Origin of the sequence: Polycladomyces zharkentensis (genome assembly GCF_016938855.1) — a bacterium.
Classification (GTDB): domain Bacteria; phylum Bacillota; class Bacilli; order Thermoactinomycetales; family JIR-001; genus Polycladomyces; species Polycladomyces zharkentensis.
On sequence record NZ_JAFHAP010000022.1, the window covers coordinates 1 to 20,201 of the forward strand.

At 52.5% G+C, this 20,201-nt stretch carries 28 protein-coding genes; 16 read left to right on the plus strand and 12 right to left on the minus strand.

The window, feature by feature from the left end; translation table 11 throughout:
* From JQC72_RS16185 to JQC72_RS16215, 7 genes are all read left to right on the plus strand, one after another.
* Positions 1–240 (plus strand): hypothetical protein (locus JQC72_RS16185; RefSeq protein ID WP_205497504.1); only part of this gene is annotated, 240 nt, incomplete at its 5' end.
* 25 nt (positions 241–265) lie between these two features.
* Entirely contained in the window at positions 266–1,012 is a 747-nt protein-coding gene (locus JQC72_RS16190; protein ID WP_205497506.1) for a sporulation protein, read from the plus strand.
* Positions 1,013–1,045: 33 nt separating this feature from the next.
* Complete coding sequence (locus JQC72_RS16195; RefSeq protein ID WP_205497507.1) at positions 1,046–1,798, plus strand: sporulation protein; 753 nt, start codon at positions 1,046–1,048, stop codon at positions 1,796–1,798.
* A 65-nt stretch (positions 1,799–1,863) separates the two neighbouring features.
* Complete coding sequence (locus JQC72_RS16200; RefSeq protein WP_205497509.1) at positions 1,864–2,580, plus strand: SDR family oxidoreductase; 717 nt, start codon at positions 1,864–1,866, stop codon at positions 2,578–2,580.
* A 488-nt stretch (positions 2,581–3,068) separates the two neighbouring features.
* On the plus strand, positions 3,069–4,073 hold the full coding sequence (locus JQC72_RS16205) for an ABC transporter ATP-binding protein (RefSeq protein ID WP_205497553.1): 1,005 nt from the start codon (positions 3,069–3,071) through the stop codon (positions 4,071–4,073).
* A complete protein-coding gene (locus JQC72_RS16210; protein ID WP_205497511.1) occupies positions 4,066–4,860 on the plus strand; it encodes an ABC transporter permease in 795 nt (264 codons plus the stop codon). The genes JQC72_RS16205 and JQC72_RS16210 overlap by 8 nt, the downstream gene beginning before the upstream one ends.
* Positions 4,861–4,863: 3 nt before the next feature.
* Entirely contained in the window at positions 4,864–5,649 is a 786-nt protein-coding gene (locus JQC72_RS16215; RefSeq protein ID WP_205497513.1) for an ABC transporter permease, read from the plus strand.
* On the opposite strand, the gene crcB (JQC72_RS16220) is transcribed toward JQC72_RS16215, so the two are convergent.
* The 3 genes from crcB (JQC72_RS16220) to gerPC form a co-directional block, all read right to left on the minus strand.
* Positions 5,646–6,014 (minus strand): fluoride efflux transporter CrcB, encoded by a 369-nt coding sequence (gene crcB / locus JQC72_RS16220; RefSeq protein ID WP_205497515.1) that lies wholly within the window; start codon positions 6,012–6,014, stop codon positions 5,646–5,648. The two genes, JQC72_RS16215 and crcB (JQC72_RS16220), sit on opposite strands and share 4 nt — an antisense overlap.
* The gene (gene crcB / locus JQC72_RS16225) at positions 6,011–6,418 is read right to left on the minus strand and encodes a fluoride efflux transporter CrcB (protein ID WP_205497517.1); all 408 of its coding nucleotides are present in this window, start codon (positions 6,416–6,418) and stop codon (positions 6,011–6,013) included. Before crcB (JQC72_RS16225) ends, crcB (JQC72_RS16220) begins: the two co-directional genes overlap by 4 nt.
* Positions 6,419–6,678: 260 nt before the next feature.
* Positions 6,679–7,038 carry a spore germination protein GerPC gene (gerPC, locus tag JQC72_RS16230; RefSeq protein WP_205497519.1) on the minus strand — a complete coding sequence of 120 codons (360 nt, stop codon included), beginning with the start codon at positions 7,036–7,038 and terminating at the stop codon, positions 6,679–6,681.
* Positions 7,039–7,195: 157 nt separating this feature from the next.
* On the opposite strand from gerPC, the gene JQC72_RS16235 reads away from it, so the two are divergent.
* The 7 genes from JQC72_RS16235 (at position 7,196) to JQC72_RS16265 (ending at position 11,973) form a co-directional block, all read left to right on the plus strand.
* The gene (locus JQC72_RS16235; RefSeq protein ID WP_205497521.1) at positions 7,196–7,642 is read left to right on the plus strand and encodes an Hsp20/alpha crystallin family protein; all 447 of its coding nucleotides are present in this window, start codon (positions 7,196–7,198) and stop codon (positions 7,640–7,642) included.
* Between the two features lie 62 nt (positions 7,643–7,704).
* Positions 7,705–7,908, plus strand: a complete 204-nt coding sequence (locus tag JQC72_RS16240; protein ID WP_205497523.1) for a spore germination protein — start codon at positions 7,705–7,707, stop codon at positions 7,906–7,908.
* 11 nt (positions 7,909–7,919) lie between these two features.
* Positions 7,920–8,270 carry a hypothetical protein gene (locus JQC72_RS16245; protein WP_205497525.1) on the plus strand — a complete coding sequence of 117 codons (351 nt, stop codon included), beginning with the start codon at positions 7,920–7,922 and terminating at the stop codon, positions 8,268–8,270.
* Between the two features lie 52 nt (positions 8,271–8,322).
* Positions 8,323–9,012, plus strand: coding sequence for a response regulator transcription factor (locus tag JQC72_RS16250; RefSeq protein WP_205497527.1), 690 nt, complete (start codon positions 8,323–8,325; stop codon positions 9,010–9,012).
* Positions 9,002–10,357: a sensor histidine kinase gene (locus JQC72_RS16255; RefSeq protein ID WP_205497529.1), complete on the plus strand. Its 1,356-nt coding sequence runs from the start codon at positions 9,002–9,004 to the stop codon at positions 10,355–10,357. Before JQC72_RS16250 ends, JQC72_RS16255 begins: the two co-directional genes overlap by 11 nt.
* 345 nt (positions 10,358–10,702) lie before the next feature.
* Positions 10,703–11,176 (plus strand): thioredoxin-dependent thiol peroxidase, encoded by a 474-nt coding sequence (gene bcp, locus JQC72_RS16260; RefSeq protein ID WP_302104972.1) that lies wholly within the window; start codon positions 10,703–10,705, stop codon positions 11,174–11,176.
* A gap of 20 nt (positions 11,177–11,196) precedes the next feature.
* A complete protein-coding gene (locus tag JQC72_RS16265; protein WP_302104973.1) occupies positions 11,197–11,973 on the plus strand; it encodes a class I SAM-dependent methyltransferase in 777 nt (258 codons plus the stop codon).
* Positions 11,974–12,291: 318 nt separating this feature from the next.
* On the opposite strand, the gene JQC72_RS16270 is transcribed toward JQC72_RS16265, so the two are convergent.
* On the minus strand, positions 12,292–12,465 hold the full coding sequence (locus JQC72_RS16270) for a hypothetical protein (protein WP_205497532.1): 174 nt from the start codon (positions 12,463–12,465) through the stop codon (positions 12,292–12,294).
* Positions 12,466–12,664: 199 nt separating this feature from the next.
* Here JQC72_RS16270 and nth point away from each other — a divergent pair, with 199 nt between their 5' ends.
* Entirely contained in the window at positions 12,665–13,345 is a 681-nt protein-coding gene (gene nth, locus JQC72_RS16275) for an endonuclease III (RefSeq protein WP_205497534.1), read from the plus strand.
* A 67-nt stretch (positions 13,346–13,412) separates the two neighbouring features.
* A complete protein-coding gene (gene perR, locus JQC72_RS16280; protein WP_419179883.1) occupies positions 13,413–13,844 on the plus strand; it encodes a peroxide-responsive transcriptional repressor PerR in 432 nt (143 codons plus the stop codon).
* 34 nt (positions 13,845–13,878) lie between these two features.
* Here perR and JQC72_RS16285 read toward each other — a convergent pair whose 3' ends face one another.
* From JQC72_RS16285 to JQC72_RS16320, 8 genes are all read right to left on the minus strand, one after another.
* Complete coding sequence (locus JQC72_RS16285; protein WP_205497539.1) at positions 13,879–14,052, minus strand: hypothetical protein; 174 nt, start codon at positions 14,050–14,052, stop codon at positions 13,879–13,881.
* A gap of 18 nt (positions 14,053–14,070) precedes the next feature.
* Positions 14,071–14,595 carry a hypothetical protein gene (locus tag JQC72_RS16290; protein WP_205497541.1) on the minus strand — a complete coding sequence of 175 codons (525 nt, stop codon included), beginning with the start codon at positions 14,593–14,595 and terminating at the stop codon, positions 14,071–14,073.
* An 18-nt stretch (positions 14,596–14,613) separates the two neighbouring features.
* Positions 14,614–15,393 (minus strand): hypothetical protein, encoded by a 780-nt coding sequence (locus JQC72_RS16295; RefSeq protein ID WP_205497543.1) that lies wholly within the window; start codon positions 15,391–15,393, stop codon positions 14,614–14,616.
* Between the two features lie 16 nt (positions 15,394–15,409).
* Positions 15,410–15,928, minus strand: coding sequence for a hypothetical protein (locus JQC72_RS16300; protein ID WP_205497545.1), 519 nt, complete (start codon positions 15,926–15,928; stop codon positions 15,410–15,412).
* On the minus strand, positions 15,925–16,437 hold the full coding sequence (locus JQC72_RS16305; RefSeq protein WP_205497547.1) for a hypothetical protein: 513 nt from the start codon (positions 16,435–16,437) through the stop codon (positions 15,925–15,927). Before JQC72_RS16305 ends, JQC72_RS16300 begins: the two co-directional genes overlap by 4 nt.
* A gap of 12 nt (positions 16,438–16,449) precedes the next feature.
* Positions 16,450–17,049, minus strand: coding sequence for a hypothetical protein (locus JQC72_RS16310; protein ID WP_205497549.1), 600 nt, complete (start codon positions 17,047–17,049; stop codon positions 16,450–16,452).
* A 26-nt stretch (positions 17,050–17,075) separates the two neighbouring features.
* Positions 17,076–19,184 (minus strand): AMP-dependent synthetase/ligase, encoded by a 2,109-nt coding sequence (locus tag JQC72_RS16315; protein ID WP_205497551.1) that lies wholly within the window; start codon positions 19,182–19,184, stop codon positions 17,076–17,078.
* 448 nt (positions 19,185–19,632) lie between these two features.
* On the minus strand, positions 19,633–19,995 hold the full coding sequence (locus JQC72_RS16320; RefSeq protein WP_205497557.1) for a DUF2614 family zinc ribbon-containing protein: 363 nt from the start codon (positions 19,993–19,995) through the stop codon (positions 19,633–19,635).
* Positions 19,996–20,201 lie beyond the last annotated feature (206 nt).

The following is a 20,201-nucleotide window of genomic DNA, read 5'->3' on the forward strand; positions in this document are numbered from 1 at the left end:
CGTGAAGCAGCGGAGCGTGAACGCTTGGAGCAAGAGCGTTTGGCACGCGAAGCAGCGGAGCGGGAAAGCTTGGAGCAGGAGCGTTTGGCACGTGAAGCGGCGGAGCAGGAACGCTTGGAGCGGGAACGGCTGGCGCGAGAGCGGTTGCGCAAAGAGCGATTGGAGCGGGAACGCCAAGAACACGAAAAGTTGGCGAAACAGTTTCAGGAGTATATGGAAGCTTTCTATAAAAGTTCATAAGTCGGATTCCGAAGGGGGTGAATCGATGCTGTTTGAGAAAACGCTGGCCAGCCTCGGTGTGGGTGCGGCCAAGATCGACACCCGACTGGCAAAGTCACAGGTTCAGGCAGGAGAAGTGTTGAAAGGGGAAGTATTCATCCAAGGAGGACAAGTGGAGCAGAGGGTGGATGACATTTATCTCTACCTGATTGTCCACTACATCAAAAACAACAAGCTGACGCAACATGTGTTGCGGAAATATCAGCTGTGCGAACGGTTTTACCTCCAACCCGGAGAGTACAAAATCATTCCCTTTGAAATTCGGATCCCGTTTGAGGCGCCCATGACAACGGGACGTTTCCCCGCCTATCTGAAGACCGGTCTGGATATCAAAAAAGCGATTGACCCGACCGATCAGGACAAAATCGAAGTGTTCCCCCATCCCACGGTGGAACGCGTGCTGGGGGAAATCGAAAAGGCGGATTTCATTTTGTACCGGATCGACAACGAATATGAAAAAGACATGAAACCCCATCCCTTCCTGCAAGTGTTTCAGTTCCGTCCCACCGGGCGGTACCATGGCTTTCTCGATGAGCTGAACCTGATCTTCGACGTGACCAACCATGATGTGCGGATGGATGTGGAAATCGTGCGGGGGACGCGTGTGCTCACATCCTGTTTCCACTGGTTGTTATCCGATCCCAACGGAACGCTTGTCATGGACAACGGGATTGAACAGCAACGCGTTTCCAACCCCGTGGAAATCATTCAGTCATTGCTCAATAAAAAATAATCATAGCGGTGAGCGGGGGAGGGAATCATCATATTGTCCGTTTTTGGAAAGGCGTTGGCCAGCCTGGGTGTCGGATCGGCCAAGGTGGATACGCGGTTGTCCAAATCCCAGTTTCGTCAGGGCGATCTGGTGAAAGGAGAAGTGTTTGTCCAAGGGGGACAGGTCACACAGCACATCGATGAAATTTATCTGTATCTGATCATTCAGTACGTAAAAGACGGGAAACAACAAGAATATGTGATGGAAAAGTTCCGTCTCGCAGAGCCGTTTGATATCGGGTTGGGCGAAACGAAAGTGATTCCGTTTGAATTTCAGTTACCGTTTGACACACCCGTAACGACGGGTGGGTGCCCCGTGTATCTCAAAACGGGGTTGGATATCAAAATGGCCAAGGATCCCAAGGATGTAGACGGGATTGAGGTGCTGCCGCATCCGTTGGTGGAAAAAACTTTGCAGGCCATCGAAAAGATCGGTTTTCAACTGGTTCGTGTCGACTTTGATTTTGAAAAATACTATTCCCGGCACCCTTTCATCCAAGAATTTGATTTCGAACCGATCGGACCGTTTCAAGGATTTTTGGACCAATTGAAAGCGGTGTTTTACGTTGGAGATGGTGAGATCGATCTCATCATGGAAGTGGACCGCAAAGCAGTCGACCTGATGAGCTCCCTGGAAGAGGCACTGGAATTGGATGCCCGTACGATTCGGTTGACAGTGACCGAAGAGATGGTGAAAAAAGGGAAACTGGAAAATGAGTTGAATCGTTTGATCAAGGAACAGATTTGAGAGAACGGGGCAGCGGGGGTTCCTGGCTGCCTCTCTCCTTTTACTTCGTACAGGGAGGAAGAGTCATGCGACTGAAGAACAAGGTGGCCATCGTGACGGGAGCCAGCCGGGGGATCGGGGAAGCAATCGCTGTTGCCTTGGCGCGTGAAGGTGTGGATTTGGTGTTGGTCGGTCGGAAGGAAGCCGATTTGGAGCGCGTCGCCGCACGCGTTCGCGATCAGGGGCGGACGTGCCGAATCAGTGTGGCGGACGTATCACGGGAGGAAGATGTGCGCCGCACGGTGGAACTGGCGCGCGAGGCGTTCGGCAAAATCGATATCCTGATCAACAACGCCGGCATCGGACTGTTCAAAACAGTGCAGGAAACGTCTTTGGAAGAATGGAACCGCATTTTGCAGGTCAATTTGACGGGGGCGTTTCTGTTTACGCGTGCCGTGTTGGAAGACATGATCGAACGCGGACAGGGCCAGATCATCAATATTTCTTCCGATATCGGCAAACGGACCATACCGCGGGCGGCCGCTTATTGTGCCAGCAAATTCGGTCTGGAGGCGTTCAGTGAAGTACTTGCAAAGGAAGTGCGCAAGTCCGGTGTGCGGGTGGGTGTGATCCGGCCCGGTATGACCGACACCTATTTCAACGATACGAAACAGGGAGCCCCTGAGAAAGAAGGTTGGCTGCAAGCGGAAGATATCGCGGAAGCGGTTGTGTATATGGCGTCGGCTCCCCGGCACGCGTTGGTGGACGAAATCACGGTTCATCCTGTCATTCAGGAATATTGATGAAAAGCATTTCATCATGCATGAATCAGATGAAGAGTGACCATTTTTCCCGTGAGCAACCTTTGGGCTGAGGCAAAACAGGGGGAGAGGGAAAATGGTCACTTCTTTTTGGGTCGTGTCTGGTACATCCGTGAGGAGGCAAATGCTTTCTCAGGTGAGAGAAAACCCGGAAAGTACAGGAGTGAAATCGTGGGCAATTGGGTCGGAGCGACCATGACCTGCTTCCTGCAGGGGGCAGGTGGAGCCAAATCGGGAAAGAAATTGGACAGTAGGCCAGACAAGCTTTAGTTTTAGAGGAAGGGGGTCCGAATTTCTGTCGGATTAGGAGAATCAGACGGGAAAACGGACCCCGTGTGCTTTGTCAACTTCTTGAAAAGCCGCCGTGAGATGGATATGTTTTCAGATTTTATGCCGCTTGACGGGAATGCTACAATATCGGATGGGATAGTGGAAGATGGGGATGTGGATGATGGGAGTGGATGAGACCGATGTACAGCATCGATGCGAAAGGACTTACCAAGGAGTTTCGAGTATATCAGAGCCGTCCCGGACTGCTTGGTGCTTTCCGGGATTTGTTGAACCGAAACTACCGCGTGATCCGGGCGGTGGACGGGATCGACCTGCGGATCGAACAAGGGGAAGTGGTGGGATACATCGGTGAAAATGGTGCCGGGAAATCGACGACCATCAAAATGCTGACCGGCATTTTGCAACCGACAGCGGGAGAACTGCGGGTCAACGGCTTCGATCCCCATCGCCAGCGGGAAGCGTTTGTGCGTACGATCGGCGTGGTGTTCGGTCAACGGAGTCAATTGTGGTGGGATATCGCAGTGCAGGAATCGTTTCGCCTCCTGCAAAAGGTGTACCGCATTCCCGACGATGAGTACCGCAAGCACATGGATCACATCATCGATGTGTTGCAGATCGGACCACTGTTGGACCAACCCGTTCGCAAACTGAGCCTGGGTCAGCGCATGCGGTGCGAATTGGCCGCGGCTTTGGTTCACAAGCCATCACTCCTGTTTCTGGATGAACCCACAATCGGGCTGGATGTGTTGGTCAAGGAAAACATCCGCCAATTCTTGCGGGAGATCAACCAACGATACGGCACGACCGTTTTGTTGACCACTCATGACATTTCCGATATTGAAGCGTTGTGTTCACGGGTGGTCATGTTGGATGAAGGGAAGATCATTTATGACGGTCCGCTCTCGCAATTGCGGGCGCAGTGGGGCGGTAACCGGAAAATACAAGTGGAATTGGACCGTGAGGCGGCTTTGGAGAAACTGGATCAGCTCACGGAAGGACTTTCCGTGCGATGGGAGTCTCGGGGAGCCGCGCGATACACAGCTCATCTGGAGAACGGGGTGGAAGTGTCGCGCGTGTTGGCCCGGTTGGTAACGGAAGTGGGGATTAAGGAAGTTCAAATCGAAGAAGCTTCCACGGAAGAGATCGTACGGCGGATCTACCAGGAGGGGAATGCCCGTGCTTAGTGCCTATCTGGAGATGATCCGCATCCGTTTCCTGATGATGTTGGCGTATCGTGTCAATTATTACAGCGGCATCGTCATCTACAGTTTGAACATCGGTGTCAACTATTTCATCTGGATGGCGATTTACGGTTCAAACAACTCCCTGCAGGGTATGACGGCTTCCCAGATGGCCACTTACGTAGCCGTCGCGTGGATGTCCCGTGCGGCCTACTTCAACAATCTGGACCGCGAAATCGCTCAGGAGATCCGGGATGGCACGGTGGCGATCCAGTTGATTCGCCCCTATCACTATCTGATGGTCAAGTTTTTTCAAGCATGGGGCGAGGGATTGTTTCGCCTCTTTCTGTTCAGCATTCCGGGGATGTTGATCGTCTCCCTGGTCTTTCCGATTCATTTGCCCGGCTTTGATCCCGTCTGGCTGCTCTTTGCCGTCAGTTTGTTTCTGGGATTCGTGATTAACACGCAGATCAACATGATCACCGGATTGGCTGCCTTTTTCATTTTGAATAACGAAGGACTGGTCCGGGCAAAACGTGTGTTGGTCGATCTGTTTTCCGGTTTGATTTTGCCGATTCGCTTTTATCCCGGTTGGGCGCAGGCATTTCTGTCGTATCTGCCGTTCCAGGCGATCAGCTATCTTCCCAGCATGATCTTGATCAAAGGGGTCGGCGGTTCGGCGTTGATCCATGCATTTACGGTACAAATCATCTGGTGCGTGTTGTTGTGCCTGCCCATCTTCCTGTTATGGCGCCGGGCGCGTCGCACTTTGACGGTGCAGGGGGGATGAGCCGTGTTCTACGTTCGGATCTTCTTGCAGTATCTGGAACAATATCTGAAAACGCGGTTGGTTTACCGATGGGATTTTCTCGCCCAGTTTTTAACCGACCTTTCGTTTCAGGCGGTCAATCTCGTGTTTATCCTGGTCATCTTTTCCCACACGACTTCGATCAAAGGATGGACGCGGGAAGAAGTGATTTTTATCTATGGTTACTTTCTTGTGCCGTTCGCGGTGTTTACGGCGTTTTTCAACCTGTGGGAATTCAACGAACGGTATATCATCAAGGGGGAGATGGACCGGGTATTGACCCGGCCCGTACACAGCCTGGTACAGGTGATGTTGGAGACAATGGCCCCGGAATCGCTGGCCGGGGCGCTGGTCGGACTCCTCATCATGGGCTGGGCGGCGGCCCGGATGGATCTTCAGTGGACAGTTTGGGACATTCCGCTGTTCGTGATCTTCGTGATCGGCGGTGTGCTGATATACGGCGGGATTTACATTGCACTGACCAGCATCAGTTTCTTTTCCGATTCCAAAACGGACATTCAGCCAATCATGTACAACATCGGCAACTACGGCCGGTATCCGGTCAATTTGTATCATCGGATCATCCAGTTCGTCCTGACGTGGGTGTTGCCGTTCGCATTCGTGGGATTTTACCCGGCCAGTTATCTGTTGGATCGGGACCATTGGATGTGGCTGGCCTTTCTGACACCGGTTGTGGGTGTCGTTTACTTCGCTTTCGGTGTTTTTTGCTGGAATTGGGGGGTTCGTCACTACCGGGGAGCCGGGAACTAACGCCCCCATTCGAAACCGATCCACAAGGCCAACAGGCTGAGGAGCACACTGGATACGACGTACAGTCCGGCGGTGCCCCCAGCCTTTTGTTTCAGCAATTGAACGGTCTCCACACTGAAGGTGGAAAACGTGGTGTAGGCCCCCAAAAAGCCTGTCGTAAACGGATGAGTGACATGATGCCAGGCGGTTTCATATACTGTGGCGTGGGTGGTGGAAAGCCAAACCCCCAGTGCGAAGGCACCTGAAACATTGATCACCCAAGTTGGCCACGGAAAAGGGGAACCAATCCGGTTGCCGATCCACAATCCCAACCGGTAACGGGCAATCGCTCCCAGAAAACCACCGACGGCGATCCACAGAGTCATTGGGCAGAACCTCCTTGCGGCGAAGCGTTCCCCCGTTTTTTCTCAGCCCACCGCTCTCCTTGCGAACACCCCCGCCATGCCAGCAGTATGCCGCCGACGAGCGTCAGTGTCAGATACAGGGCGGCCGTCCATCGGCGTTCGCTGATCCACAAATACATCATTTCCCCGTCCCAGGTTGAAAACGTGGTTAATGCGCCGACAAAGCCGGTGCCGATTCCCAACCGCCATGCCTCGGGCAACCATGATCGATGCCGGGTGGCTCCGGTCAGCCATCCGAGTATCCAACAACCCATCAAATTGGCCACCAATGTTCCCCAGGGAAACAGGGGGGTGGACAAATTTCCAAGCATCCATCGAAAAAGGGCACCCAGTGCACCCCCGATCCCGACAGCAAGGGTTCGCATCCGTTTTCCCTCCTCAAAAACGACAAACTCCCGCCCGCTTACAGGCAGGAGAAATGTACCGGGATCATCATTGTTCACGTTTGCGGCTGCTGATGAGTCGCTTGGGGTTTCTGTCTTTTCATACTATCGGATGACGGTCGGCGAGTCAACGATGGGGAAGATGGCAGGTTGTATCGAATACACTGGTTTTCCCGAGAAGAGGTGTGCTGACTGTAAGCTTTTTCATTGCAGGAGCCAACGAGTTGATGTGACATTCGCGATCAGGAGGACCGTTCCGACGGAGCAGACGGTGAAGAGCTTTCCGTCTGAACCGGAATCGAATCCCCTTTGGGCGAAGAGGATCCCTCCAAATCCCCTATGTTGACGGCATCCCCGTTGTCGTTGTCTTGCATCTGATCCATGATTTTGGATAACGTCTGCTCATCACCTTGGGCACTTAACCCCACATTGAGCGTACCGCTCAGCGTTTCGACGCGCAACTCCTGAATCTTGTATTCCATTCGCTCAATGGTAACCGGCTGGATGGAGGCGAGTTGCTTCCTGATCTGTTCGTTTTCTTCTTTCAGCTTTTCAATCTCCTGTTGCAACTGGTTGATTCGGTCCCACAGATAGGCGTACAAAGGAAGCCCCCCTCCAGAGATCAGAATGGTTGGATCAGACATACCCTATGATCAGTATATGGGTATTTACCCAAAGAACATGACCGGTACAAGTGACCAGTTTCTTCCCACGTGAATAGACTGAGATGAGAGGTCCCAAAAAAAGGGGAAGATCCGGATGGATGATCAACAACAACACTTCCAAAAATGGAGTCAATTGGCACGGAAGTTTTTGGGGGATGATTTTTGGTCAGATGTGATGAGTGCATATCCGGCCACTTCTTCTCCTTCTTCTTCGGGCGGTCCCAAGGCCGATGTCTATCACACGCAAAATGAAGTGATCGTATTGGTGGACTTGCCGGGAATCGAAGATATTCATCTGCTGGATTTGCGGATTCAAGATGATACATTGTATATCAAGGGAAACATCCCCGCCCGTTATGCCAACTACGACGCTACTTTGAGTGAACGGCTTTCCGGAGATTTTGAGCGGTCCATCCCACTGGGGGCGACCGTGACCCGTCAACACAGCTCCGCCCGTTACCGCAAGGGATTATTGGAAGTGAGGCTGCACAAAATGCATGCGCCACGCGCCCAACATCGCATTCGCGTTCAAGACTCTTGAGTTCACAACGCCCAGGCTTCCCTCATACGATATGGTAGACCTTGCGTCGGGGAGGGTGTCCGATGGCGACCGTCAACAATATATTCAATCTTAAGATTCAAAGCGTATCCAGCGCAGGGTCTGTCAATTTTGGGAACACCATCAACATTGGCGCTGAAAGTAACACCAAATCATTGGGTGGTTCATCACCCATCGGCGATTTTGCGAAAAATATCGATTTTGAACAGAATCAGGCAATCGATCCGGATGCCATCGACCAACCGTAAGGGGGGAGGGTATGTTCCGCATCAGTATCCACACGATCAATATCACCACCGTGTCCGATGCCGGCTCCGTCAACATCGGCAACACCGTCAATGCAGTGCAAAAGCAGCAAGTCACAGGAGTGACTCAACCCGGACCCCAACCGCAGAGACCGCCCGCTCCCGAACCGACGGTACCCGCTCCTCCCACACCGGGTGCCCCCGGTGGAGCTTCCGCTCCTCCCGGCACTCCAAGCGGGGCCCAACCGTTTTCTTCAGGCAACGGCCCCGGCGCCGTATGGGCCCGTTCGTCTCATCCCCCTGCGTTACCGCATCCTGTCAGCGGATACCGTCACCCTGTCGTGGTGGTTTCTCCCTCCGTTTGATCCAATAGTATAATGGTGTTATACACAGGATCGAAGACAGGCAGGTGGGAACATGGCGGAAAAACGGGTACTGATCATTGAAGACGAACCGCAACTGGCCCGTTTTTTGGAGTTGGAGTTTACGCACGAAGGATATCAGGTGATTGTCGCATATGAAGGACGAGCCGGTTTGGATTTGGCTTTATCCCAGGATTTTCGGGTGATTATTCTGGACATTATGTTGCCTGATCTCAGTGGATTGGAAGTTTGCCGTCGGATTCGGGCGGAACGGAATACACCCATCATCATGTTGACGGCAAGAGATGCTGTACCGGATCGGGTCAGCGGGCTGGAAGCAGGAGCAGACGACTATATGACAAAACCGTTTGCCATCGAAGAGCTGCTGGCGCGGGTTCGTGCCATACAACGCAGGATGGCGCCGGAGCAGTCCCAGATGGTGGAAGTGGGATGCTGTCGGTTGTTTCCCGAACAACGGCGAGTCGTCTGTGCGGACAAGGAACTGAAACTGACAGCGCGTGAATTTGATTTGCTGGCTTGTCTGATGCAAAATCGCAACCGGGTGATGACGCGGGAAATGATACTCGATCGTGTATGGGGTTATGATTATGAAGGGGATACCAACATCGTCGACGTGTACGTGCGCTATGTTCGCAGCAAATTGGAGGAAATCGGTGTGAAAGACTACATCGAAACCGTGCGCGGTGTGGGCTATGTAATCAGGGAGGATGGACATGCCCATTAAATGGCGTTTGGTGGTGTTGTCGGCGGTTGGTTTGTTGTGCATTTTGTTGTTGTTTCACATTTTCGTCTACCAGTTGTTTCAAACCATGATGATACAGACGGAGCAAAGCGTGCTGGATAACAAACTGGCCACCCTGGTGAACGTATATGAGACCCGCCGCATCGATCCTGCTTTTTTGCGCGGTTGGTTGCAATTGTATGTGGAGGAAGGACAAGCAATCCGTATTGTGGAAAACGGAAAAGTGGAAGCTGTTGTAAACAAGGGAATCTCCCCGGCATTGTATCTGTCTCACCCGCTGCCGCATCATAAAGTGCGGGAAGTTCGCAATTGGTACGGCAAGCAGGTTTCCATTCTGGCCATGCCGCTCCACGGGTCAGCGGAAGGCAGGGTGGAGCTGTATACGGATTTCACGTCGTTGCGCCGGTATTTGGACACGATGTTGACTGCTTTGTTCATCGGTTCCTCCGCTTTGTTGGTACTGGTGATCGTCGGGGGCTATATCATGTCCACCATTGCTCTTCGTCCTGTCAGCCGCATCACCAAAACGGTGCGGGAGCTCGATCCGTCACGGATGGAGAGTCGTTTGCAAGTGCCGGACACTTACGATGAAATTGCGGAGCTGTCCCGGACATTCAATGAACTGCTCGATCGGATCTATCAGTTGATCCAAAAACAGAAGCGATTTGTGGCGGATGCCTCACACGAACTGCGCACGCCTGTTTCCGTGATTCGCGGATATACCAACATGCTGAAGCGATGGGGGAAACGGAACGAAGAAGTGACGGAAGAAGCGCTGACCGCGATCGATCAGGAAACGGCGCGCATGGAACAAATGACGGATCGGCTGCTGCGGCTTGCTCGCTTGGAAGGCGATGTAGCCGGTACAGAGAGGGAATTGCTGGATCTGACCGCACTCGTCGCCGAAAGGGTCAAACGATGGCGTCGTTCCTTGCGCAATCATCACATCGGGTGGGATGAAACCACACCGCCTGTCTGGGTGCGCGCCGTCAGGGCAGAGTGGGAAGAGTTGATTGATATTTTACTGGACAACGCGGGTAAATACTCCGAACCCGGCAGTGAGATTACCGTCCGGTTGGAAGCGGGGGAACGGAATGTGCGGCTCATCGTGCGGGACACAGGTGAAGGCATTCCGAAAGAGGAATTGCCCCGGGTCTTTGAACGATTTTACCGGGCGAAACGGACGAGAAGCCGGCATCGCAACGGGAGTGGTTTGGGACTTTCCATCGCCCGTCAAATTGTGGAGGCCCATGAAGGTACGATTCGGATCGACAGCCAGGAAGGAGAAGGAACTGAAGTAAGCGTTTCGATTCCGATTTCTCAGTGAAATCTAATCTTTCTTTCAATTCTCTCTCATTTTCGTTTGCTACAATGGGAGCAAGCACGGAAAGGGGAGAGAGATGGAAATGAAAATCACCATGGAATTGTTGGCATTGGTATTGGTCGCACCCGTATGGGCGATCAAGGCAGTCGTTTCTCTCCGCGCCATGTTCCGTTTGTTCCGCGAAATGTCGGCTCACAATTAAGATGGGCAGGATCGATGAATCGGTTGTCAACAGCTGATCCCGAAACGCAAGCCGGGTAGAACCGGCTTTTTTTGTTGGTTTATGTTTTTTGCGCTTCCCAGAGTGGTAAAATGAAGAATGCATCTTCAATGAAAGGAGTCGGTCCCATGTTGAAAGAAGGAGATAGGGCACCTGATTTCACGCTTCCCGCCGATAACGGTCAACAGGTAACCCTGTCGGATTTCCGGGGTGACAAACATGTCGTCTTGTATTTTTATCCCAAAGACAACACTCCCGGTTGCACGCAGGAAGCGTGTGACTTCCGCGATCGGGTGACGGAATTCGCCGACTTGGACACCGTGATTCTGGGTGTAAGTCTGGATGATGTGAAATCGCATGAGAAATTTATCGCCAAATACCAGCTGCCGTTCCGCTTGCTGGCCGACACGGATGCCGAAGTGTCCAAAATGTATGACGTCTACAAGGAAAAAAACATGTTCGGCAAGAAAAAGTGGGGAATCGAACGTTCCACGTTTATCATCGACAAAGACGGACGGTTGGCCAAAATCTACCGAAAAGTAAAAGTGCCGGGGCACGTGGACGAAGCACTTCGCTATATTCGGGAACATTTGTCTTCGTGATGGCGTCGGGAGGGACCGAATTGTCGGAAGTCAGTATGTACGCTTGGCCTGACTACTATGATTGGACATCGGACGGCCTGGAAGGCGACATCACGTACTACACCGAGCTGGCACAAGCCAGTGGCGGACCTGTCCTGGAACTGGGGTGTGGCACGGGCAGATGCAGTTTGGCCATTGCCAGGGCGGGGATGGAAGTGGTCGGTGTCGATCTGTCACCGGAAATGCTGAAAAGAGCGCGTGAGAAAGCGGATGCGATGGGATTGAGCGAGCGCACCCAGTGGGTGGAAGCCAGTATGACCACGTTTGAGTTGGATCGGCGTTTTCCGCTGGTGATCATTCCGTATCGCTCTTTCCTCCACCTGATGACGGTCAAGGATCAACTGACCGCATTGAAACGCATCCGTCAACATTTGCAGCAGGATGGCATGCTGGTGTTGGATGTGTTTGTTCCTTCACTGGTGGAGTTACATGAGATTGAAGGAAAAAACGTGCATCGGGGGACTTTTCCGATTCCCGGTACTTCGGATTGTGTAGAGGTGCATGATATTACCGAACACGATCCGTTCCGCCAATGGGTGCATGTCATTCGGTTTTATGAACGTTATGACGGAAGCGGTCGGTTGGTGGAACGCTTGCGTACCGTGTTTCAATTGCGCTACATCTTTCCGACGGAATTGTTCCATCTGCTCCGCTTGGCCGGATTTCAGATCGTGGGCAGATACGGCACGTTTCACCGTGGCCCGTTTGATCACCGAAGCACCGAGCTGATCGTTGAAGCGAAGAAGATGGAAACATAACTCAGGTAAGAATCGGGCAGAAACCCGAAACCCTTATGGCGCTGTAGGCTTCCCTATGATCAGCGCCGTTAGGGCGTGTCTGGTACGTGAGGGAGCAATGCTTTCCTGGTGAGTGAGGACCTGAGCCCCGGACGAGCGAAGACCCGGAAAGGCGCTGGACACGGGCAAAGGACAATTCGAGGTAGTTGGCTGCCTCCCGCGATTCGTTCGGAGCAGCCATGACCTGTTTTTTTGAGGGTGCAGGTAGAGTGGTCCGGGAAAGTGATGCACGCGATATTGACTGGACACGCTCTGGTTTTTTTTTTGCCGAAAATCACTTTATCGGGAATGGTTCCGCTCCGGATAGAACAGGTAAGCCAAGCCGCCCCAGAGGGCCGACGCCAGACCGAAACCGAACAGACCATATCCCCAGGCCGAGGGGAATGAGTAATAACCGACCAATAACAAGATGACCCCGATGATCCAGGATAGGGAGGCGGGACGATTTCGCATGGACTCTCCCTCCTTTTTCGTTCACTTGACGGAAAAGGTTCAACTTTCTTCTCGGTGCGGCTCATGATCGGACACCCGCCAACAGGTTCAAGCTCATTTTATCCGACAGTCCGTCCCCTTATGCGGGCAGTGGTCAATTTTCCCCGGATTTCGGTACAATAGACAGAGGTGCTGTTGAACGGAAAAGGAGGGGACCAGGATGCAACCAAAGCCCAAACGCGTGGCGACGCGCAAAATATTGGATACTTTGGCCCGAATGTACCCGGATGCCCATTGTGAACTTGTCTTTCGCAATCCATTTGAGCTCTTGATCGCGACGATCCTCTCTGCCCAATCTACTGACCGGCAGGTGAACAAGGTCACGAAAGACTTGTTTCGGAAATACCCGACACCCGAAGCGTTCCTCACGATGTCGGAAGAGGATTTGGCAGAAGAGATCAGAGGGCTGGGGCTTTTTCGCAACAAAAGCAAAAACATCCTGAAAACGTGCCGGATTCTGGTGGAACAATACGGGGGAGAAGTGCCAAAAGATCGAAAAGCCCTGGAAGCGTTGCCGGGAGTGGGACGGAAAACCGCCAACGTGGTCTTGTCCAATGCTTTTGGTGTGCCGGCGCTGGCGGTGGACACCCATGTGCAACGCGTCGCCAACCGCTTGGCCATGGCCGACAGCGACAATCCGCTCGAGACCGAACGTCAATTGATGAAGCGGGTGCCGCGGAAGGAATGGTCCATCACCCATCACCGGTTGATCTGGCATGGGCGACGCTTATGTTCGGCTCGCCGTCCGAAGTGTGAGGTTTGTGATTTGCTGCCCTATTGCTGGTACGGGAAAAACCGTTTGGAAGGCAACGCATTGACAAAATCGGCTGACTCCCGTTAGACTGTTTATATAGATTATTAAAAGAGAATCTTTATTCCCGTGGCGGTAGGAAGAGAGGTGGATGGCGATGAACAGCCGCCTGGAACAAGCTGTTGAAAAATTGAAGTCGACCGGTGTGCGCATGACTCCGCAACGGCATGCCATCTTGGAGTTTCTTCTCTCATCGATGAGCCATCCAACCGCCGATGAAATTTATAAATCGCTTGAGGGGAAATTCCCCAACATGAGTGTGGCCACCGTATACAACAACCTGCGGGTTTTCAAGGAAGCGGGATTGGTTAGGGAATTGACCTACGGCGATGCATCCAGCCGGTTTGATGCCAATATGACGGATCACTACCACGTCATTTGCCGGGAGTGTGGAAAGATTACCGATTTTGATTATCCCCCGCTCATCGATGTGGAACGGGAAGCTGCGAAACGCACCGGCTTTCGCGTCGAGTCCCATCGAATGGAAATCTATGGTGTGTGCCAGCATTGTCAACAACGAACCGTATGAAAAAACCTGCGTGCCCAATGACACGCAGGTTTTTTTAGACTTCGATCCAAACGCTCACGGCGACAAGAAATACGTAAATGAAGGCGACCGCCGCCAGGCCCATCAGCCACCGTGTTACCGGCTGTTCGCGGATGATGGCCACGATGCTGAGCACGGTCAAGGCAATGATGGCGATGAGCGCGATCAGATAAAGCAAACTGAAAAACAAGGTGCGGTCCCCCTTTCATCACGGTAACGGCAACAGCCCCACCCAGGCGAATTTTCGATTGAGCTTGGCGATTTCTTGGATGGATGTTCCAGTCAGCTCATACAGGCTTGTCATCAACTCATGTTCGCCTTGCGTCTGTTTGGCGACAGTGGATGAAGGGGGGATCAACTGTCCGTTGACTCCCTGCAGACGATTGATTTGATTTAACACCACATAGGTATTTTGGTTGAGTTGGTCCAGCCCTGTCACAATCTTTTGCTCACTGATCGTCACCCGGTTCAGGCTTTGGTTCATGTGGGTCAGCATTTGGTTGGTACGGTCCAATTTGCCGTTCATGGTTTCGATCGTATCTGCCGTTTCCCGTAAGGGTTGTAGTTGGCGGTTGGTGGTGACGGTCAACGCTCGGGCTTTTTTGATGTTTTGATGTACCTCGGCCATGATCTTGTTCGTTGATTTTTGCGTTTCTATCTGCTGGATCGTCCCCCACAACGTGAGCCCCAAGAGCACAAAATTGATCGTCAGTACAACGGCACGTGCCAGCAAATGCAACCCTCCTCCCCGTCAAGGCAGCAGCGGAATGGGCAACAGATCTTTCAGTTCGTTTCCGGGTGAATCGGGCGGATCATCCGAATCAGATGGATGTTTGGGAATCACCCGCTTGATGACGTCTTCCACCGGTTTGGGGTCTACCAACGGTTTCGACGGAGGCGGCCCGTCGTTTCGCGGTTTTGGCAAATCGATGCCCAGCTGTTTTTTCAGAAAGTCAATCGCTTGCGGAACCAAGGCGATATAACGGAAATTGTGAATGGATCGGTCCAGTTCCGCCAACAGAATATCCATCCGGCTGTTGAGATCACCGGAAGTGCGTGCGACCTGTCCGGTGTTGTCCGCCACCTTCCCCAGGTGCGAAACGACTTGTATCATCTGGTCTGTCAATTGGTTGCCGCTGACCGCTACTTGTGTTGTCAGCAGGGCTGTTTGCCGCTCACGGGTCAAAATGGCGTTCATCAGCTCACGGGCCCGCACATTTCCCGACAACTGTTGATCCAACTCATGCTGTATGGATTGGTTTGTGTTCACCTGATGAGCGAGAAGCTGATCCTGTCGCTTCAGCCCGTCCAGGGTTGCGTTTGCTTTGTTCACTTCTGTTGCCAGCTTCTCCGTGTCGGCCAACATGCCGTTGGTCCGTTGTACCATGTCCGAGGTCAATCCGAAAATATTGTAATCCGCCATGTTGGGGAGGACAATTTTATCGCTCCATTTGGCCAAAGTCGGGGTTGCGGCGGTCAAGATCGCGGCGATTCCGACCCCAAGGGCAATTTTCCACCTGGACAAACGCATGGAGGACATCACCTCCTCATTTCTTCTCCGGAAGGATAGCCGTTTTCTCGTTCATCTTCCGGAGATTCGCGTTGATCTCCCCTTGGATCGACTTCATCGCGCTCAGCGTGTGTACAATTTGTTGGTTGGACTGTTGTATGGACTGCAACGTGACGATGCTGTCGTTGAGTGACTCTTCGATCTGCTTCAAATCCTGATATGTAGCACCCGTGTTCGAGCTGATCGTGTGTACGCGCTGTGCGATGGAGGCGACCACTTGGTCGAGCTCCGTCAGTTCGTGGTTCAAACCGTTGGTATTGCGTTGAATCTGGGAAACCTTGTCGTTCAACCGCTTGGTTTGTTCACGCAACTGTGCGATCGTGGCCAACTGGTTGTTCATTTTCTCCGATTTGGCTGCGGATGCGATCAATTCCGTCTTCAAGCGTCGGGAATTTTCGGCGATCTCCTTTTGCATCGACAATTGCAGCCAAGTATTTCCTGCAATCACCGCAAGCAACGTCGTGATGAGCAGGGTGGTGAGGTTGAGTGATTTCATCGCAAGCTCACCCCGGGCGTTTTTTTGTTCATCTCGCGCGTCGATTGCAGGATATCCTGCATGTGTTGCCGATCAGCGTTCGCTGTGGATCTCAACTGCTTCAGCATCTGATCCAGCTGCTGCATGTAGGGGGACAGTTCTTGCAAAGACGAGCGGATGGCTTGGATTTTTTGCTTGGAGTTGCTGGAGTATCCCAACATGCCGTCGTTGAGTCGCAGGCTGTCTGCGTTGTAATCCACCACCGTCGTCAACAGGGTCAGCGTTTGATCGGTTTTGACGATGGTGGCATCCAAACCGCGGTCGATACGTTGAACGGTGCGGAGCATGTGTGCCAGCTCGCCGTTTTTGTCAATGATCGCCGCTTGAACTTGATTCAACTGCTGAATGGATCGCAGGTTATCCTCTAACCCGGAATGGATCCGTTTGAGATGCTGTGTCATCGTGATGCCGTTGATCAATACACCGCTCAGGAGGAGGATCCCCAAGATCGAGATAATTTTTCGAATCAATCGAATTCCTCCTTACGGCAAGGAGTTGGCGACTTTCTCGCTCTTTTCCGCCGCGGCGTCCAGCTTGCGTTCCATCTGAAGGTTGTAGGACAAGGCTGTTTGCAGCTTGGATTTGGTGTCCAGGGTAATGGCGCGCAACGCTTGGATTTCGCTCTCTTGCCTGTTTGCCGAGGCGGAAATCAGGTTCATCTTGCTGTGCAGAAACCGGCTCAACCGATTCAGGTTTTGGCTCAGCACCACTTGCTGGCCCGTCACGGTTCGCATGTCCCCCAGGATGGTTCCCTGATCCCCCAATCCTCGATATACGAGGGACAATTTGTTACTCACATCCATGGTTTTGTTCGATTTGTCATTGATTCCTTTCAATGCGCTTAGGATATTGGCATTGACGGTACCCAGTTGGGTGTTGTTTTGATTGATTTGCTCCAACATGCCGTTCAGATCATATTGTGGAGGTACATGATGCAATGAGTCCGTGTCCAACTTCGACATGTCGGGTAACGTGACACGTTCCGGAGGCTGAGGCAATCGGGGGCCATCACTGAACAACGGCAGTGATACCGTCAACCCGAACGCGATCACCGTTGCCACCACGGCGACCAGGTAACGCACGCGGAGCTGACACCTCCTTTACCGAATTAAAACCATAACCACTTGACCACAAAGCCGGCCACGATTCCGATCAGAATTCCGATCAAGACCGGTGGACTGAATAATTGTCTCAGCAACGTGACGGTGTCGGCCATCACACTGACCCAATTACTATTTTGCATCGCTTTTTTCCTCATGTCCATGGATGCTCCATTGGTTGGAAGGTGAGATGAAGGTGTTGTCACTACCGGACTTGCCGCTTGCGACCATGTGTCTGTTTGCCGATCATCGGTCGACCATACTTTGGAGAAACGGTCAGTCAACGAGGAGGCCTGCTCCGTATGTCCGCCATTGTCCGCGGTGGAAGCGGCCACTTCCTCCGCAGGTATGTCTTCGTACAAACCGGCGATAACGGAAGCGTATCGTTGTTCCACCTGTTTGGTGCGCACTTTCAGCGTGGGGGTGAGTTCCCCCGCCTCCAGTGTGAACGGCCGGGACAACAGCGCAAACTTTTTGGGACGTTCAAACGGGGCAAAATCCGCGGTGAGACGCTCCATCTCCCGTTCGATCAGTTCCCGTGTACCGGGAGCTTTCGCGATTTCTTCATCCGTGTGTACGCCCCATTTGTTTGCGAGCGGGCGGATAACCTCAAAATCCGGCACGATCAGGGCGGCGACATATTTGCGTTTGTGGCCCACCAGCACCGCTTGCTGGATGTAGCGGCTGGAACACAATGCGTTTTCGACGGGTTGGGGAGCCACATTTTTTCCGGTGGACAACACCAGGATATTCTTTTTGCGGTCTACGATACGGATGTAACCATCCTCGTCGAATTCCGCGATGTCTCCCGTATGCAGCCAACCGTTTTCCACGGTTTTGGCCGTTTCTTCCGGTTGATTGTAATACCCCATCATCACGCTGGGGCTTTTGACCAACAGTTCCCCGTCATCGGCCAATCGCACCTCCGAATGGGGCAACGGTTTCCCGACGGTCCCCGGTTTGGGATGCACAAACGGGTTGCAAGCGATCACCGGGGAACACTCCGTCATGCCGTAACCTTCGATAATCGGAAGACCGATGAGCGCGAAGAACCGTGCCACATTGGGGTCCAAAGCGGCACCGCCCGATACCAGCATGCGCAATCTTCCGCCCGTTTGGGCGTGAATCTTGGAAAACACGAGCTTTCTCGCCAGCAGGTATTTCCGCTCCAGTGAAACGGGGACCGGCCATCCGAGTTCACCATTGGTCAGATTCCAGCGTTCTTTGGATACGTTCAAGGCCCATCCGAAAATCCGACGACGGAGAAAGGAGCTGTTTTCCACCCGGTCCAGGATGCGCTGATGCATCTTTTCGAACAATCGAGGTACACTGATCAAAACAGTCGGTTTCACTTCAACCAAATTTTGCGGAATCGTCTCCATGCTTTCCGCGTAAGCGATGGTGCCCCCCACCGCCATGGGAATAAATTGACCGCAGGTTCGCTCGAAAATGTGGGAAAGCGGTAAAAAAGACAAGGATATGTCTCGTGAACTGACCGGAACGAAAGACAGGTTTTCCTCAATATTGGTCAACAGATTGCCGTGAGAGAGCATCACCCCCTTTGGATCGCCCGTCGTACCGGACGTATGGACGATGGTGGCCAGATCCTCCCGTTTCAGTTGTTGCCAGCCCCAACGGTCCACATTGACGCTTTCCGACTCGCCCCGCTTCAGAACGGATGATATCGTCGTGGCCAACGGGTGGGTGGAGCGATCCTTGATGACGATGATCGACCGAACCCGCTTTGGCCATTCAGGGACGCGATCCACCATCTCGGATGTTTCCATAATCACGGCTTCAACATCTGCATTTTCCAGGATGAAACGGATCTGTTTGCCCGTCAGTGTAGGATAGATGGGGACCGAAACCGCTCCCAGGCTCATAATGGCAAAATCACTGACCAGCCAATAGGGACCGTTGGTGGAGCATATGGCCACCTTGGACCCGGATTGCACGCCCAGGCTGCGAAGACCGAAGGCCATGTGACGGATCGTTTCCCACAGCCGGGTATAGGACCAACCCCGGTAATGACCGTCTTCTTTCCATAACAATGCATTTTTGTTCGGAAAACGTCTGACGGTCCGGTGCAACATGTCCACAAGGTTCTGAGGTTTCACGGGAGGCGTCCTCCTTCCGGTGGTACCGAAATGATCTCCTCATGAATCAAGATATTCGCCACATTGCGTTGATACCTTTTGTATTGAAATGAATGAACATTTCTTGGCCGAAGACAGAGGACCCAAATGTGAGGAAATAAGGGATGTGGATGCAGACACGTCTTATGGCTGGAAGGTTTCGGCAACCGAGCATCAAACCTTATATGAAACCGCTTTCTTGTCAGTTTAAAAAAGAAATCGCATCACATTGACAGGGAAACAATCCCGTCCGACTCGGGTGTTACACACATTATACCGAGGTTTGGCTCGGAAAAGAATAACATTTAGAAAAAATATAACAAAAGTAATACGCACAAAGAAAAGCCCAAGCGGGCTTGGGGTGTATCAGGACCGCTTCGATCGGGACCGATGACGGTTTCCCGGGAAACTCATGGCAGACGATCCGTGATCATGTGGCGGATCCATTTGCGGATGATTCCGTTTCGGAACCGGAGACCGCATCGGCTGGTTCCTTTGAAGCATGGGCGGGATCCAGCGAAAGATATACTTTGCAATAGGGACATTGGTCGACTTTGCCCAGAATCTTGGTTATTCGGCCGCACTTGGGGCATTCCACCTGAACGGCCTTAAGCGACAAGATTCCGATCCAGAAGTACAGACCCACACTGGAGAAGATGACCAGAATCCCCAGGAATAAAAAGAATACCATCCATCCCGGCCAGATAAAACCAAAGTACATGACGCCGATGCCGAGAAAGGTGAGTAACAAAGCCAGGGTCCGCACTTTATTGATCTTGCTTGCCCATATCATGACTGCCGCCTCCTTTGTCAAATTTGAGTATACCACTTCCGGATTGCACTGCCAAAGCGGTTTTATCCTAATATAAGGGATGCAGTTGTCCGAAGCAGTCTGACCCATTTGTGATCCAAATAATTCCTTGTTCATTCGGAGAAAAAAATCCTTGACTTCGTATTTGGAGGGTGCTATATTATCTATTGTCGCCGCGCGGGAGCGCG

Bases quoted from the DNA above. Each gene is read 5' to 3' on its own strand.
- JQC72_RS16245 (WP_205497525.1), top strand. From the start codon at position 7,920: ATGTTCCGCATCAGTATCCACACGATCAATATCACCACCGTGTCCGAT.
- JQC72_RS16295 (WP_205497543.1), bottom strand. From the start codon at position 15,393: ATGCGTTTGTCCAGGTGGAAAATTGCCCTTGGGGTCGGAATCGCCGCG.
- nth (WP_205497534.1), top strand. From the start codon at position 12,665: ATGCAACCAAAGCCCAAACGCGTGGCGACGCGCAAAATATTGGATACT.
- JQC72_RS16255 (WP_205497529.1), top strand. From the start codon at position 9,002: ATGCCCATTAAATGGCGTTTGGTGGTGTTGTCGGCGGTTGGTTTGTTG.
- JQC72_RS16240 (WP_205497523.1), top strand. From the start codon at position 7,705: ATGGCGACCGTCAACAATATATTCAATCTTAAGATTCAAAGCGTATCC.
- bcp (WP_302104972.1), top strand. From the start codon at position 10,703: ATGTTGAAAGAAGGAGATAGGGCACCTGATTTCACGCTTCCCGCCGAT.
- crcB (WP_205497517.1), bottom strand. From the start codon at position 6,418: ATGCGAACCCTTGCTGTCGGGATCGGGGGTGCACTGGGTGCCCTTTTT.
- JQC72_RS16270 (WP_205497532.1), bottom strand. From the start codon at position 12,465: ATGCGAAATCGTCCCGCCTCCCTATCCTGGATCATCGGGGTCATCTTG.
- JQC72_RS16320 (WP_205497557.1), bottom strand. From the start codon at position 19,995: ATGATATGGGCAAGCAAGATCAATAAAGTGCGGACCCTGGCTTTGTTA.
- JQC72_RS16200 (WP_205497509.1), top strand. From the start codon at position 1,864: ATGCGACTGAAGAACAAGGTGGCCATCGTGACGGGAGCCAGCCGGGGG.
- perR (WP_419179883.1), top strand. From the start codon at position 13,413: ATGAACAGCCGCCTGGAACAAGCTGTTGAAAAATTGAAGTCGACCGGT.
- crcB (WP_205497515.1), bottom strand. From the start codon at position 6,014: ATGACTCTGTGGATCGCCGTCGGTGGTTTTCTGGGAGCGATTGCCCGT.
- JQC72_RS16190 (WP_205497506.1), top strand. From the start codon at position 266: ATGCTGTTTGAGAAAACGCTGGCCAGCCTCGGTGTGGGTGCGGCCAAG.
- JQC72_RS16300 (WP_205497545.1), bottom strand. From the start codon at position 15,928: ATGAAATCACTCAACCTCACCACCCTGCTCATCACGACGTTGCTTGCG.
- JQC72_RS16205 (WP_205497553.1), top strand. From the start codon at position 3,069: ATGTACAGCATCGATGCGAAAGGACTTACCAAGGAGTTTCGAGTATAT.
- JQC72_RS16235 (WP_205497521.1), top strand. From the start codon at position 7,196: ATGGATGATCAACAACAACACTTCCAAAAATGGAGTCAATTGGCACGG.
- JQC72_RS16250 (WP_205497527.1), top strand. From the start codon at position 8,323: ATGGCGGAAAAACGGGTACTGATCATTGAAGACGAACCGCAACTGGCC.